This window comes from Algihabitans albus (assembly GCF_003572205.1).
In the GTDB taxonomy this organism is placed as follows: Bacteria; Pseudomonadota; Alphaproteobacteria; order Kiloniellales; family DSM-21159; genus Algihabitans; species Algihabitans albus.
In genome coordinates, this window is the sequence record NZ_QXNY01000003.1 from 416,595 (window position 1) to 430,925 (window position 14,331).

The 14,331-nt window shown below is 64.1% G+C and carries 12 protein-coding genes; 2 read left to right on the forward strand and 10 right to left on the reverse strand.

All coding sequences use genetic code 11. The annotated features are described in order from the left end of the window. Nucleotides 1–77: 77 nt before the first annotated feature. From DBZ32_RS08610 to DBZ32_RS08655, 10 genes are all read right to left on the reverse strand, one after another. Nucleotides 78–1,403 (reverse strand): ABC transporter substrate-binding protein, encoded by a 1,326-nt coding sequence (locus tag DBZ32_RS08610; protein WP_119166723.1) that lies wholly within the window; start codon nt 1,401–1,403, stop codon nt 78–80. After that, a complete protein-coding gene (locus tag DBZ32_RS08615; RefSeq protein WP_119166724.1) occupies nt 1,396–2,499 on the reverse strand; it encodes an ABC transporter ATP-binding protein in 1,104 nt (367 codons plus the stop codon). Before DBZ32_RS08615 ends, DBZ32_RS08610 begins: the two co-directional genes overlap by 8 nt. After that, nucleotides 2,496–4,010, reverse strand: a complete 1,515-nt coding sequence (xylB, locus tag DBZ32_RS08620) for a xylulokinase (protein ID WP_208539160.1) — start codon at nt 4,008–4,010, stop codon at nt 2,496–2,498. The genes DBZ32_RS08615 and xylB overlap by 4 nt, the downstream gene beginning before the upstream one ends. Further along, complete coding sequence (locus DBZ32_RS08625) at nt 4,003–4,302, reverse strand: hypothetical protein (protein ID WP_119166726.1); 300 nt, start codon at nt 4,300–4,302, stop codon at nt 4,003–4,005. Before DBZ32_RS08625 ends, xylB begins: the two co-directional genes overlap by 8 nt. Next, nucleotides 4,295–5,767, reverse strand: a complete 1,473-nt coding sequence (locus DBZ32_RS08630) for an FAD-binding oxidoreductase (protein ID WP_119166727.1) — start codon at nt 5,765–5,767, stop codon at nt 4,295–4,297. Before DBZ32_RS08630 ends, DBZ32_RS08625 begins: the two co-directional genes overlap by 8 nt. A gap of 298 nt (nt 5,768–6,065) precedes the next feature. Continuing rightward, entirely contained in the window at nt 6,066–7,010 is a 945-nt protein-coding gene (locus DBZ32_RS08635; protein ID WP_208539161.1) for an arginase family protein, read from the reverse strand. 92 nt (nt 7,011–7,102) lie between these two features. Continuing rightward, on the reverse strand, nt 7,103–8,224 hold the full coding sequence (locus DBZ32_RS08640; RefSeq protein WP_119166728.1) for an ABC transporter substrate-binding protein: 1,122 nt from the start codon (nt 8,222–8,224) through the stop codon (nt 7,103–7,105). A 56-nt stretch (nt 8,225–8,280) separates the two neighbouring features. Next, nucleotides 8,281–9,099, reverse strand: coding sequence for an ABC transporter permease (locus DBZ32_RS08645; RefSeq protein WP_162906652.1), 819 nt, complete (start codon nt 9,097–9,099; stop codon nt 8,281–8,283). Further along, nucleotides 9,096–9,983 (reverse strand): ABC transporter permease, encoded by an 888-nt coding sequence (locus DBZ32_RS08650; RefSeq protein WP_119166730.1) that lies wholly within the window; start codon nt 9,981–9,983, stop codon nt 9,096–9,098. The genes DBZ32_RS08645 and DBZ32_RS08650 overlap by 4 nt, the downstream gene beginning before the upstream one ends. Next, nucleotides 9,980–11,092: an ABC transporter ATP-binding protein gene (locus DBZ32_RS08655; protein ID WP_119166731.1), complete on the reverse strand. Its 1,113-nt coding sequence runs from the start codon at nt 11,090–11,092 to the stop codon at nt 9,980–9,982. The genes DBZ32_RS08650 and DBZ32_RS08655 overlap by 4 nt, the downstream gene beginning before the upstream one ends. A 103-nt stretch (nt 11,093–11,195) precedes the next feature. Here DBZ32_RS08655 and DBZ32_RS08660 point away from each other — a divergent pair, with 103 nt between their 5' ends. Together DBZ32_RS08660 and DBZ32_RS08665 are read left to right on the forward strand one after the other, a co-directional pair. Next, complete coding sequence (locus DBZ32_RS08660; protein ID WP_119166732.1) at nt 11,196–12,080, forward strand: LysR substrate-binding domain-containing protein; 885 nt, start codon at nt 11,196–11,198, stop codon at nt 12,078–12,080. Nucleotides 12,081–12,233: 153 nt separating this feature from the next. Beyond that, nucleotides 12,234–14,330 (forward strand): hydantoinase/oxoprolinase family protein, encoded by a 2,097-nt coding sequence (locus DBZ32_RS08665; protein ID WP_119166733.1) that lies wholly within the window; start codon nt 12,234–12,236, stop codon nt 14,328–14,330. Nucleotide 14,331: the final 1 nt, after the last annotated feature.

Consider the following 14,331-nt stretch of genomic DNA (forward strand, 5'->3'; position numbering starts at 1 on the left):
CGAGCAAGCTTTCAGCCCGGAGTCCCGTCCCGCCTGCTCGAGAGACGGAACGGGACGGGGCCGTTATGACGAAGTCCTTATCGGGCCAGGGCCTCGCGCAAAGACTCGGCGCAGGCGTCTACACACTCTCCCGCCGGCATGTCCCGCAGGATGCGGTTCTGCAGAGCCTCCGGTACGGCCATTGACTCGAAGATCGCACCGCCGCGCACGTCGACGGTCGGACCCTGTGTATCCACTGAGCGAATCAGGATCGAGTCGTCTTCCAGCAGATTGCGCATGAAGGCGACGAGATCGGCATGCTTCTGAATCATCGGATGATCACGCCAACGCGCATCCTCATAGATGTCGAGGCGTGGCGGCTGGAAATGCAGCGGCGCCGAGTGCAGGAAGTCGACGTAGTAATTGGACGTGAACCAATCCATGAACTTCAACGATTCCTCGGCCATCGGCGTATCCAGCACGACCCAACCGTCATAGCCGTGATTGACCGCGCGACTGTCGCCGGCAGCGCTCGGGTATGTGAAGAACCCGGTATTCTCGACCAGCTCCGGTACGCGGTCCTCCAGGTACTCCATGAGACGCCCGGCGTAAGGCGCATGCGCCACCTGGCCCGAGGAATACTGAGCTAGAGCCTCAGCGAAGCTCGCCTGTGTCATGCCCGGCGGCATGCTCGGCGCGAGGTCCTTCATGAAATCGAGATAGGCCGCCATCCGCGGCTTGTTCGTTGCATCGTCCACGATCACAGAAAACTGATCGTCGAGCAAAGAGACCTGGTTGGCCCACATGTAGCCAAGCGACATCCACTGGGTCGCGCTATTGGAGCCGAGTGGATGCATCGTGCCGAAACGGTTGTCCTCCGTGAGCGCCTGACAGTTGGCAAGCATCTCAGCCTGATTCTCCGGCACCTTCAGGCCTTTCTCGGCATAGAGGTCCTTCCGATAGAACATCCAATTGAGATTATAGTCGAACGGATACCAGTAGTTGTTGCCCTCCACGGGAAAGAGAATCCGTGGGCCCCACTCGTGCTTGGCGATCAAGTCGTTCAACCCGACCAGCTGTCCGGCGTCCGCGAGCAGGGAAACGTGCGCGGAGAACAGCACCGAACTGACATCGTAGGACTGGCCGGCAGCAATCGAGGCCTGCAGCTTCTGCCAGGCTTCGCCGGGTCCAACCGAGTCGATCAGCACCTTGACGCCTGTCTCCGACTCGTAAGCAGCGGCAGCCTGGTTCAAGACCGTCACGCTTCCCTTCGACGGCTCGGAGTTCAGGAAGCGCAGTTCCTTGGTCTGGCCGACCACTGCCGGAGCGTAACCGGCAAAGGCCATACCGCCGGCAGCCGCGCCCATCTTGACGAAGCTGCGGCGGGATACGCTCGGGAACAATCCCTTCATCTTTTTAGGCATAAGTCACTTCCTCCCTCGATTTTGTTGGCACGAATGCCATGCCGCTCTCTTTTTCAAAGAGATGCGTTTTGGTTGGATCGATCCGCACGGAGCGGACGTCACCGGAGCGCAGCGTGTCGTCTCGATCCACGACTGCACGAATTTCGACACCACCGATCTGGAAGGCCGCCACGGTCTGTGCCCCCATCTGCTCGACCAGGCTGGCTTCGCCGCGTATCGGACTGTCGCTCGGCAAGGAGATGTGCTCCGGTCGGATCCCAAGCACGACCGGAGTACCCGGCCGAGCCGCTACCGACATCGCCGTAAGGGGCACCGCCAGCTCGCCGGCCCGAAACGTTGGGCAACCGTTCTCGGCGGCAAGATGGCCCTCCAGGAAGTTCATCTCCGGTGAGCCGATGAAGCCGGCGACGAAACGGTTGGCCGGACGGTCGTAAACCTCGAGCGGGCTGCCGACTTGCTGCACCACGCCATCCTTCATCACCACAATTCGGTCGCCCAGCGTCATCGCCTCGACCTGATCGTGGGTCACGTAGATCATGCTGCTGCCGATCTGCTGGTGCAGCTTGGCGATCTCATCGCGCATCCGCGCGCGCAGCTTGGCATCCAGGTTGGATAAAGGTTCATCGAGCAAAAAAACGTCGGGTTCGCGCACCATCGCGCGACCCAAGGCAACTCGCTGCATCTGCCCTCCGGACAGCTGCTTCGGCTTGCGTTCGAGCAGATGGTCGATCCCTAGAATTCCGGCGGCCCAACGTACCCGCCGGTCTATCTCGTCCTTCGGCGTGCGTGCCATCTGCAGACCGAAAGCAAGGTTTTTGTAGATCGTCTTGTGCGGATAGAGAGCATAGTTCTGGAATACCATCGCGACGTTGCGCGAACGCGGCTCGAGCCCGGTGACATTGCGGCCGGCGATGGAGATCTGCCCACCGGTAGCATCCTCCAGGCCGGCGATCATGCGCAGCGTCGTCGACTTGCCGCAGCCGGACGGTCCGACCAGTACAACGAACTCGCCCTTGGCGAAGCTCAGACTGGTAGGACGTACCGCAAAGGTATCGCCGAAACGCTTCTCCAGATTCTTCAGGATCACGTGGCTCATGCGATCGTCCTCCCGGCAAGCTCACCGAGGCGATGGTTGATCTCCGCGAGACGGCTCTGCGCCAGGCGGTAGAGTTCGAACATATCGCCGTAGAATGCAGCGCGGTTCGGATCGGGCTCGCGCCGCTCGACGAAGCGAACGCAGCTCTCAGCAGCCGCTTCCTCGCTTTCGAAGACTCCGCTACCGACTCCGGCAAGCAAGGCAGCACCGAACGAGGCGTCGGTCACCTCCGGCAATGCGAGAGGCAGGTCCAGCACGTCGCAGACGATCTGCCTCCACAATTCACTCCGCGCACCGCCGCCGACGATCCGCGCCTCCCGGAGTCTCAAGCCCTGGTCATGCAAAGCACCCAGACAATCGCGCAGGGAGTAGGCGACGCCCTCATAGAGCGCGCGCACCAGATGCCCCTGCCCGTGGGTCATCGTCAGGCCGAGAAAATCCGCACGCAGCAGGGGATCCCAGTGCGGCGAACGCTCCCCGTTCAGATAGGGATGAAACAACAGACCCTGCGATCCGGCGGGCACCGTGCCGGCCAGCCCGTCCAGATGATCGAAAGAGTCCTCGCCCGCTTTCAGCACCCGGTCTCGGAGCCATTTGTGCGCCGAGGCGCAGCTGTTGGTGCCGACGATGGTGTACCAGAGCCCCGGTACGGCGAAGGGGTAATTGATCAGTGCGTCGTGAACGGTCGGTCGGTCTCCGATCACGGACACCGTGCCGGCCGTCGCCAACTTGATCGTGCCCGCTCCTGCCTGCACCGCGCCAGCCCCATAGGCTTCCGCCGAGGTGTCCGAGGTACCGCAGATGACGCGGGTACGCCGGGATAGTCCGGTGTCCCGCGCAGCCTGGGCCGACACCCTCCCGACCTCCGCAGTCGGATCGACGAGCGGCGGCAAGGTTCCGCGCGACCAGCCGATCAGATCGACCAGCCGGTCCGACCAGGCGTCGGCTCTGCAGTCGTACAACAGAGTGCCGACAGCTTCCGTCCGATCTGTGTGCCACGCACCGCTCAAGCGGAAGCGCAAGTAGTCCTTGGCAATCATGACACGCCGGGTGCGCGCCACGACTTCCGGCTCGTGACGGGTCAGCCAATAGAATTGGGGAAGGGTCCAGGTCGGGTTGGGTTGATTGAACCCGATATCCCGAATCTCTTCGCCGTGACGCTCACGCAGGTCGCGACTCTCCTGGAGGCTGCGCTGATCGCTCCACAGAATGGCCGGTCGCAGCGGACGGTCCGCTTCATCCAACAGAACCGGGGTGTGCGCGCCGGCACTAAAGCTGACCGCCCGCACATCATCTCCTGTCAATGCGGCTTCGGCGAGAGCCTCCGGAACCGCGATGCAGGTCGCGCGGTACCAATCCTCAGGATCCTGCTCAGTCCAACCAGAATGCGGCGTGGCCGTAGCAACCAGAGCCAAGCCGGTGCCTCTCACCCGGCCGCCGGCATCGATCACCGTCGCCTTCAGGCTGCCGGCGCCGATGTCGATGCCCATGAGATGCGTGGCGTCAGGCACCGGACGTCCCTTCGTCGAAACGTTGGCGGGCGAAGGCACGCAGTTCGGCCGGTACGTCGAAACCATAGACGCAGAGGGGACGGCACAGTTCGGCCAGTTCCATGTCGCGTAGCGCGGTTTGGGTCTCCGCGTCCGGCCGCACGTAGCCTTCGTTCACTGCAACAGCCAGATACGCGAGCGCCGAGGGCGTGCGGCTTTCCCTCTGGTCGGCAATATCCTCGGAGATTGCCGCGCGGCAGGGATTCGGACAGAACGCGCAGATACGCAACAGATCGATGCCAGTCTCAACCACGGTCCGCAGCCTCCCGCAGGCGCAAGGCCAGCTTGCCCGGGTTGGAAACGTTGTTCGGATCGAGCGCGTCCTTGATCTTCTGCAGAACGGCGTGACCTCGGCCCAGTTCGCCCTCCATCCAAGGATTGCGAAGCTGTCCGGCGCCATGGTGATGGCTGATACTGCCGCCCAATTCCAAGCAGAGACTCTGGGCACGTGCCCAGACATCACGGTGCAGACGAAGCCCCTCCGCCTCGTCCAACACGGGCAGTCGAATGGTCATGTACTGACAGGCTCCCTCCGGATAGACGTGCGACCAGTGGGTGCCGAAGAAGACATCGGGATGCAGTTCGCGGATAGCCGCGCCAATCCGGGCATAGAGATCCGGCAGAGCCGACCAGCGACCGGTAATCTCAATCGTGTCCATGAAGTAGCACTGCGCCTGGTAGCGCGGCGAATAGGAAACAAAGCGGTTTTTCTGCCATTGCTCGTAGGGCGCCAAATCGGTTGAAACCTCGGCACCGTGCGCGGCACAGATCTCCAGCCCCAAACGTTCCTCGACCTCGGCCAAGGCGGCCTTGCCGCTGAACATCAGAATACAGAGGATCGGCTTCGTATCGAAGGGCGCGCCTCCCATGGTGCGTTCGCGCGACTCCGTCTCGTCGTAGAGACGTGCCACCTCGGGCCGCAATTCGCCCTGCATCATTTCACGCAGCGAGTCCCAGGCCGCCTGTAGATCCGGAAATGCGAGGATCACAGGGCGCCGGACTTCGGGCTGGCGCCAGATCCGCAGCGTCACCTCGGTGATGACGCCAAGGGTTCCCTCTGCGCCGACAAAGAGATCGCGCAACCCTGGGCCGACGGCCCGTCTTGGCAGCGGTCTGACCTCGACAAGCTCACCGTCCGGCATGACGCTGCGCAGGCCGACCACCATGTCCTCGATCTTGCCGTAGCGGGACGAAGCCTGGCCGGCGCCACGGCAAGCGATCCACCCGCCGACCGTCGACATCCTGATCGACTGCGGATAGTGACCGCAGGTCCAGCCCCGTTCGTTCAGCAGCTCCTCGAAACGAGCACCGTTCATGCCAGCCTGAACCGTGGCCAAACCGTTGATCTCATCCAAGGCGACCAGCCTGTTGAGACGCTTGAGATCGAGCATGACAGTGTCGGCGACGGGAATGGCTCCCGCGACCACACCGGATCCGGCACCGTAGGGGATCACGACAAAGCCGTGAGTGTTCGCGAGAGACAGAACCTGCGCGACCTGCGCCTCGGTCCCGGGGGTCGCGACGGCGACCGGGAAGTCGCCGAGCGATCGACCGGCGCGCATATTGAAGGTGGCCAGCGGCGTACGATCACGCGCATAGGCCAAGCGATCCACAAAAGCGGTGGAAAGGTGCGTCTCGCCTAGCGCCGCCGAAAGCTCCTCCAGCCAAGCTGGGGCATTAGCGGGCAAGGCGGACTGAATGTCCGCGATCAACGACATCTCTCTCCCTACAGTTCGGCTCCGGCTTTCTGCCGGTTGGAAAACTCGACTAACGCGAATAGACAATCGGTTGCGTCAAACGATTGTTTTCAAATATACAGCACTTGTCAACGGAAGTTTTTGACCTCGCTGTGGGAGGCATGCCGAAACCACAGCGCCATGTGTCCCGCCTGCGGAACAGACGAGATCGCGCCGCCACAGGGCGGCCCGCACCGCGGAGACCGATACTGATGGGGAAGCTGGGAGACCGAGTGCCGACGGCCCGATCGCCCGCTCCAGCGCAGGCGATCGGACCGGATCAGGTGTGCGCGGCGATGATGCCGGTCTTGGTCGCGGAAAGTTGCCCGGTGGCGATCAGAGTGAGGAACTCGAATGCGACCGTCGCCGCGAGCGAGGCCGACATGCCGCCGGGATCGTGCGGCGGACTGATGGTATTGATGTCAATGGCCACCACATTCAAACCGGCTGTCTCTCGGATCGCCTCCAGGCCCTCGCGCGCCGAGACACCGCCCCAGGCAGGCGTGCAGACGCCAGGCGCCACCGAAGGATCGAAGAAGTCCATATCGAAACAGAGGTAGACGGGACGGTCACCGATGGTCTCCCGCGCCTCTGCGAAGACGGAAGCGATCCCCTTGTCGATCAACTCATCGATCGACACGATCCGATAGCCGAGCTGCCGGCCGTAGTCGTAGACGCCGGCCACCATATGACTGCGGCGAGTGCCGATGTGGAAGGACCGTCGGGTATCGATCACACCTTCCTCGAAGGCGCGCGCGAAAGGGGTGGCGTTGTTATAGCCCTCAATCGGATAGGCATCGGTGTGGGCGTCGAGGTGCAGCACGCAAAGACCCGGATGCCGTCGTGCGAGCGCCCGCATCTGCGGCAAGGCGATGGCCCCGTCCCCACCGAACGTCAGAGGGATGGCCCCGCTTGCCAAAGCCACCTCCATGGCTGCCTCCATGGCAGCATAGGAGGGTTCGATCTCACCGGGAGAGACGCGCGCGTCGCCAAGATCGACAACCCCCAGGGTCGCCAAGGGATCGATTCCACTCTCGCCATCGAAGGGCCGCAGCAAGAGAGACTGCTCGCGGATCGATGCCGGACCGAGACGGGCACCGACCCGGGTCGGGTGCGTCCCGCAGTCGAAGGGCAATCCCAATATCACGACACGGGCGTCGCCGGGCCTCCTGGCAGCCGGAACGCTCATGAACGTCGTCGTCTGTTGAAATGGCGTGTCGTCCATCTCGGCAAGCTCCAAAAACAGGCGTTGCGAGCAGGCGGAGCAAGGCGCCAGCAGGACAGCTTCGACCCGCCCCGCTGGCACTTCGCGTTCCCTCAGCTCGCAATCAGGTCGGTGTAGCGGTTGAGCGCATCGGCGTAGTTGTCGGCGTACCAGACAGCATCCGCCGCCACCTGGCGGGCATAGTTCTCGGGACTGCCTGGGTCGTCCACTTGCAACTCCTCCGGCACCATTGTCGAGGCGGCCGGATTGATCGGTCCGTTGCCCAACCACTCGAAAAGCGCGACCTGGCTCTCGGGATCCTGGGTTGAGGCGATGAAGTCCCACGCGCTGCCACCGGCCGGATTGCCTTTCGGTACCAGCCAGGCGCCGGCGAACAGAATGCCTTGATTGAAGTGAAATGCGATCCGGCCCTCGGTCTCCTTGCGCAGCAGAAGCGCCCGCGTATGCCAGAGATTTCCGAGCGCGACCTCACCGTTGCGGAAGAGCTCCTGACTCTGAGAGCCGCTCGTCCAGAAGATCGTGTCATCCTTGATTTCCCGGATCTTCGCAAAGGCCCGCTCGAGATCGATCGGATAGATGTCCTCCGGCGCGACCCCGTCCGCCAGCAAGGCAGCCTCCAGCATGCCCTCGACGTTATTGCGCAGTGTCCGTCGGCCGGGGAAGTCCTTTACATTCCAGAAGTCGGCCCAGGTCTCGGGACGCGACGGCAGCTTGTTGCGATCCCAAGTCAAGGCGAAGGAATAGAGGTAGCTGCCGACACCCCAGTCGGTCCGATGGAGCTCGCGAAGCTTGCCGGGGTCGACCACCGACCAGTCGACCGGGGCCAGCAATCCCTGGCGCCCAAGATCGAGCGACGCCGGTAGGTTGCGGTCGCAGACGTCCCAGACGACGGCACCGCTCTCCACCATCGCCTTGATCTTGCCGGAGCTCGGTCCGGCGCCATCCACCACCGCTTCGACGCCGTTCTGGGAACCGGTGAAGGGCGCCGCCCAGATCTCCTCGAAAGCCGGGACGGCGTCGCCGCCCCAGTTGACGATGACCAACTCGTCGGAAGCCGCATGCGCCGGCGTGAAACGCAATGCGACAGGGGCAGCGCCGAGCAGCGCGAGCGCGCCCATAAAGCGCCGCCGGTGGACGGCACGTCCTTGCGTCTCCTTGCGCAGAATGCTCAAGCAGTCTGTCACGAAGTCCTTTTCGACTCTTGGTTCGGTCATGGTGTATCTCCCTTCCCTGCTCTCTCTGGTCTTCTGGTGTGTTTGCAAACGATGTCTCAGGAGGCGTTGTCCCCACGGGACGCATCCGTATCTCTGGAGCCGCTGCGTCCCTGAAGGAGCATCAACGCCACGGTGACGAGGATCATCAGGGTGCCCAGCGCGGCGATCGCGGGATCGATGTTGTCCTGCAGCCCGTCCCAGATCCGCTTCGGCAGCGTGTAGACGTTTCGCAGGGTGATAAAGAGCGCGACGATGATCTCGTCCCAGGAGATGAAGAAAGCGAAGGTCGCGCCTGCCATCAGTCCGCCCTTGATCTGCGGCAGGACAACCCAGACCATGGTCCGCGACGCGCTGGCGCCGAGGCTGCGCGACGCTTGTTCGGTCCGCGGATCCAGGTTGGCCAGCGCCGCGGCCACCGTCAGGATGACGAAGGGCACCCCCTTCATTCCATGCACCAGAATGACACCCAGGTAGGTGTCCAACAGACCGATCGCGGCCCAGCCCTTGTAGAAGGCCACCGAATGCACGATCGGAGGCACGATCATCGGGGCCAGCATCATCGGCTGCAGGTAGCGCGCGGCCAGTCCTCCGCGCCGCCAGACGCCGACCGCGAAGCTCGTGCCGAGCACCAGCGCCACAACGGTCGCGCCGCATGCCACCAGCAGGCTGTCGCCGAGACTCGAAAGCCATCGATCGTCGGCAATCAGGCTGACGTAGTGGCGCAGGGACAGACCCTCATCCGGCAGGGACAGATAGCGATGCGGCGTCAGGGAGATCGGCAGCATCACGAGCAACGGCAGGGCGAGGAAGCAGGCAACCAGCCATGCTGCCAGACGCGGCCAAGAGAAAGGTTTGGGGGCCAGCCGCGCGCTCATGGCCGGCGCCTCTTGGCGGTCACCGCGCTGCCGACTTGCAGATAGCGGCTCATCCATACCGTCAGCGCAACCACGGCGGCGACCAGCACCGTTGCCAGCATCGTAGCCAACCCCCAGCGCAGCGTCTCGGAGATCTGGATCGAGATGTACTCGGCGATCATCACGACCTTGCCGCCGCCTAGGATCGCCGGCGTAATGTAGAAACCCAGCGAGAAGATCAGCACGAGAATGCCGGCGCCGGCGACGCCGGGAAGGCTCTGTGGAAAGAACACCCAACAGAAAGTACGCCAGCGGGATGCGCCAAGCGCACGCGCGGCGTCGAGCAGCCGGCGGTCGATTCCGCTCATGTTCGCGTAGAGAGGCAAGATCGCGTAGGGCAGCATGTAATGAACCATGCCGACGATCACGCCGAACTCGTTGCGGACGAGCCGCAGCGGCGTGTCGATCAGACCCAAGCTCATAAGCGCCTGATTGATAATGCCGTTCGGCTGCAGGATGGCGACCCAGGCGTAGGCACGGATCAAGGCGCTGATCCAGAAGCTGGCCACCACGACGAAGAACAGGACCCGGCGCTCGCGCTCGGCGGCGCCGATTAGGCCAAGGGCGACCAGATAGCCGAGCACCAACGTCAGCACCGTCGTGACGACGCTGACCCGCATGGTGTTTTCGAGGACCCGAAAAAGCGCGCCGCTCTCGAACAGCCTCGCGTAGTTCTGTAAACCTAGGATCGGCTCCGTGACGCTGAGAACCAGGACGTTCGCAACCGGCAGAAAATAGAAGACAGCGAGAAACAGGCAGGGCACGGCAACCAGCAAAAGATAGAAGCGATCGCCGGTCAGCCGGCGCCGGCGCCTCTCCACCGCGACAGCGCCTCTCTGCGTCATACGACCGATCCGTCGTCGGGCAGCAGCAGCACGGCGCTGGGTGGCCAGCCGAGCCAGATTTCCGAGCCGCGTTGCAGGTTGCCGAGGGAGTCGGGGCCGGAACTGGCAGCCGGCACGACGGCGCCCAGGGTTAGGCCCGGTACCTCGACTTCGATTTCCAGATGGGTGCCGAGAAAAGTGAGGTCGGCGACGCGCCCCCGCACCCGGTTCTCGTGAGCCGGCTCGGCCTTGGACACGCTCAAGCGCTCCGGACGGATGGCAAGGCAGACCGAACCGCTCGCCGCCGGGACGGTCACGGCCGATGCTCCGGCGGCATCCGCAACGATAGGACCGAGCAGGGTGCGCAACGTGGCCCGGCCGCCGGTGCGGTCGACGATATCGCCCTTCAGGAAATTGCTGCGCCCCAGGAATCCGGCAACGAAGGGCGTCCGAGGCTGCCAGTACAAAGCATCGGGCGCGTCGATCTGCTGGATACTGCCGTCGCGCAGGATCGCGATGCGATCCGACATCGACAGCGCTTCTTCCTGGTCGTGCGTGACATAGACGAAAGTGGTGCCGACCCGCCGATGCAGGGCCTTCAGCTCGGTCTGCAAGGTCTTGCGCAGCGCCTTGTCGAGCGCGCTCAAGGGTTCGTCGAGCAGCAGCAGTTCGGGCTTGAAGACCAAAGCCCGGGCCAGGGCAACGCGCTGTTGCTGTCCACCCGACAGCTCTTTGGGCATACGCCTGGCGTAAGGCCCCAGTTCCATCAGGTCGAGCGCGTCCGACACCTCTGCCGCAGCGACCTTGCGACCGATGTTTCGGGCACGCAGCGGGAAATAGACGTTGTCCCAAACCGTCAGATGCGGAAACAGCGCATAGCCTTGGAAGACGACCCCGAAGTTACGGTGCTCGGGGGCAGTCAGCGTGATGTCGCGGCCGTCGAGCAGCATGTGCCCGCAGGAGGGTGGGACAAAACCCGCGATCATCATCAGCAAGGTGGTTTTGCCGGAACCGGACGGGCCCAGCAGTGTCAAGAACTCGCCCGACTCGATCGTGAGATCCGTCGGATGAAGCGCCGTCGCCTCGCCGTAGCGCTTGCCCAGTCCGTTCAATGCCAACGATTGCCGCATCGCGCAGCGTCCCTCCCCGGATACCACGATAGGAAGCGGTCATTCGTTTTTGAAAGCCAATTCTCATGTGTTAGCTTTGTTTAACTTCATTGAACAACGGCTCATGCGGACCGATCGCATTCTCCCCTTCTTGCGTGCCTTCGATGCCGTTGCGCGCCTCGGCTACGTGCGCTCCGCCGCCGTCGAGCTGAACCTCACACCCGGCGCGATCAGCCATCAGATCAAGACGCTCGAGCAAAACCTGGGCGTGGACCTGTTCGTGCGCGACCGTCGGCGTCTCGCCCTATCGGTTCATGGGCAGGCCTTCCAGCACACTGCAGCGAAGATGCTGCGCGAACTTGAACGGGGACTCGAGGCGATCTCGCCCCTGCGCGAGGCCGACCCGCAGAAGACATTGGCGATTTCCGCCGCGTCCGGGTTCGCTCACATCTGGCTCGCACCGCGCCTGCTCGACATCGCGGATCAGATCGGTCTTCCGTCCTTCGAAAGCCAGATCGCGCGCGAGATGAACCAGATCGACTGGCGCAAGACCGACATCGCCGTCGTCTACGACAATCCACCCTGGCCCGGCTATTTCTGGGAGCCTCTGCCCAACCTGTCGCTGAGCCCGCTCTGTAGCCCGGCGCTTCTGCACGCCCTTCCTCTGAAGCATCCCCGTGACATCCGTCAGCATCGCCTGCTGCACGAGGACTCCGGCGGCGAGTGGCAACGCTGGCTTAACGCCGCCAAGATCACGGAGCCCGCCCCCCGCAACGCCTACTTCAACCGCCTTACCATGGCCTTCAACGCCGCCGTGACAGGACATGGAGTGGCCCTGGTTTCCGACTTCCTGGCCAGCCAGTACCTACGATCCGGACAGCTCGTGCGCGCCTTCGATATCTCCATTCCGGCGGCCAAGCGATACTACGTGGTCGTGGTCGAAAGCCGCCGACATGAGCCCCTCATTGCCCGCACCATGGAACTGCTTCTGGCACTCGAACGCGGCTGAGGCTTTTTCCAGTCCGTCATGCGAGTATGGGCATCCGGGCAACACTACGGCTAGTCTTACCGAGACCGGCAACGACGCGCGCTGTTTGCCCACCGGCAGGCAACGGGAACACGCGGATCCGGCTTCGTGAGAAACAGGGAAGGAGTAACAATCATGTCGTCCGAGGCCGCAAGCGAAGCGAAGGTCTATCGGCTTGGCGTCGATGTCGGCGGTACCTTCACCGATCTTCTGCTGATCGATGAAGGCAGCGGTAACAGCTACAGTGCCAAGGTGCCCTCGACGCCCGGCGACTCGTCGGTCGGTGTGTTGAACGGGATCCGCAAGATCTGCCAGAGCGTCGGGATCGATCCGCGCGCGATCGGCCAGGTCATGCACGGCACCACGGTCGCGACCAATACGGTTCTGACCTCCAGCGGCGCGAAAGTCGGCCTGGTCACCACAAGAGGATATCGTCAGACGCTTCAGATCGCCCGCTCCTACGTACCGGGCGGCCTCGGTGGCTGGGTGATCTGGAACAAACGCGATCTGCTGGCCCCGCTCGAGCTGACCGTCGAGGCGAAGGAGCGCATGGGCGCGAAGGGAGAGGTGGTCGCCGCGCTCGACGAGGCCGATCTGCTGCCCAAGCTCGAGTACCTCAAGGCGCAGGGCGTCGAGGCGCTGACCGTGTCCCTCTTCAACGCCTACGCCAACGGCGCGCACGAACGCCGTATCCGCGCCCTGGCCGAGCGGGTGATGCCGGAGGTCCCGGTCTCGATCTCCTCGGAGGTCATCCCGGAAATGTACGAGTACGAGCGGACTGAGACGACGGTGGTCAACTCCTACGTCCGCCCGGTGGTGCAGCGCTACGTCGAGAGCCTGCACGAGGAGTTGCGGACCGGCATGGGCGACGTCGGGTTGCATGTGCTGCGGTCGGACGGCGGTCTGGCGTCGGTCGCGAGCGCCAAGGCGGCGCCGGTGACGCTGCTTATGAGCGGGCCGGCTGGCGGCGTCGCCGGCGCGCGCTGGGTCGCCGAGCAGGCTGGCTACCGCAACCTCCTGACCTTCGACATGGGCGGCACCTCAACCGATGTGGCGCTGATCCAGGACGGGGTGGCGCAGACTCGCCGCGAAACGCGGGTGGCCGACGTCACGGTGCGCGCCTCCTCGATCGACGTGCGCACGGTCGGTGCCGGCGGCGGCTCCATCGCCTACGTGCCGGAGCTGACCAAGGCGCTGCGCGTCGGCCCGCAGAGCGCCGGCGCCGAACCGGGGCCTGCGGCCTACGACAAGGGCGGCGAGAAGCCGACGGTCACCGATGCCAACGTGGTGCTGGGCTACCTGCCCGCTTCCGCGAAGCTGGGCGGCGACATGACGATCGACCGCGACAAGGCGGAGGCCGCCGTGGCGACGATCGCCGAACCTCTGGGTCTCGGGGTCAAGGCCGCCGCCGAGGGCATCGTCAATATCGTCAATGAGAACATGTTCGGCGCCCTACGCCTGGTCTCCGTCGAGCAAGGCCATGATCCCCGCGACTTCGCCCTGGTCGCCTTCGGGGGCGCCGGGCCACTGCATGCCAACGCCCTGGGCCGGCTGACGGGCGCCTGGCCCGTCGTCATCCCGCCGGCCCCCGGTGTGCTCTGTGCCTACGGAGACGCGACCACGCGCCCGCGCAACGAGGCCTCTCAGACCCTGGTCCGGCGCTTCGACGCGATCGACGACGCCAGCGTCCTGGAGCGTCTGGAGGAGCTGACGGCCGAGGCCGCCAAGGCCTTGGAGGGCGAAGGCATCGCCCGCGCGCAGCAGAGCGTCACGCTGCAGATCGACGTGCGCTACCACGGCCAGGGCATGGGCATCCCGATCGACACCACGCTGGAGGAATTCCGAAAGACCGGGCTCGCCGGCTTGGCGGAGATCTTCGACCGCATGCACACGCAGCTCTTCACCTTCGCCTTGGACGCGACCCAGGAGCTGGTGACCCTGCGCTCCATCGTCCAAGGCCCGGCACCGCTGGTCTCGGCGGCCGAACTGGAGAGCGGCAACGGCGATCCCGAAAGCGCCGCGATAGAGGAAACGACGATCTTCGTGGACGGCGCGGACCACGACGCGACGATCTACGACCGCGCCCGGCTGCGCAAGGGCGACGAAGTCCGCGGCCCCGCCGTGATCGCCCAGATGGACACCACCACCGTGATCCTGCCCGGCTACGTCGGCCAGGTCGATGCGACCGGATGCCTGCTGATCGCACCGGCCGACCGGTCCAAGGGAGAGTAAC

Bases quoted from the DNA above. Each gene is read 5' to 3' on its own strand.
- DBZ32_RS08610 (WP_119166723.1), bottom strand. From the start codon at position 1,403: ATGCCTAAAAAGATGAAGGGATTGTTCCCGAGCGTATCCCGCCGCAGC.
- DBZ32_RS08615 (WP_119166724.1), bottom strand. From the start codon at position 2,499: ATGAGCCACGTGATCCTGAAGAATCTGGAGAAGCGTTTCGGCGATACC.
- DBZ32_RS08630 (WP_119166727.1), bottom strand. From the start codon at position 5,767: ATGTCGTTGATCGCGGACATTCAGTCCGCCTTGCCCGCTAATGCCCCA.
- DBZ32_RS08635 (WP_208539161.1), bottom strand. From the start codon at position 7,010: ATGGACGACACGCCATTTCAACAGACGACGACGTTCATGAGCGTTCCG.
- DBZ32_RS08640 (WP_119166728.1), bottom strand. From the start codon at position 8,224: ATGACCGAACCAAGAGTCGAAAAGGACTTCGTGACAGACTGCTTGAGC.
- DBZ32_RS08645 (WP_162906652.1), bottom strand. From the start codon at position 9,099: ATGAGCGCGCGGCTGGCCCCCAAACCTTTCTCTTGGCCGCGTCTGGCA.
- DBZ32_RS08650 (WP_119166730.1), bottom strand. From the start codon at position 9,983: ATGACGCAGAGAGGCGCTGTCGCGGTGGAGAGGCGCCGGCGCCGGCTG.
- DBZ32_RS08655 (WP_119166731.1), bottom strand. From the start codon at position 11,092: ATGCGGCAATCGTTGGCATTGAACGGACTGGGCAAGCGCTACGGCGAG.
- DBZ32_RS08660 (WP_119166732.1), top strand. From the start codon at position 11,196: ATGCGGACCGATCGCATTCTCCCCTTCTTGCGTGCCTTCGATGCCGTT.
- DBZ32_RS08665 (WP_119166733.1), top strand. From the start codon at position 12,234: ATGTCGTCCGAGGCCGCAAGCGAAGCGAAGGTCTATCGGCTTGGCGTC.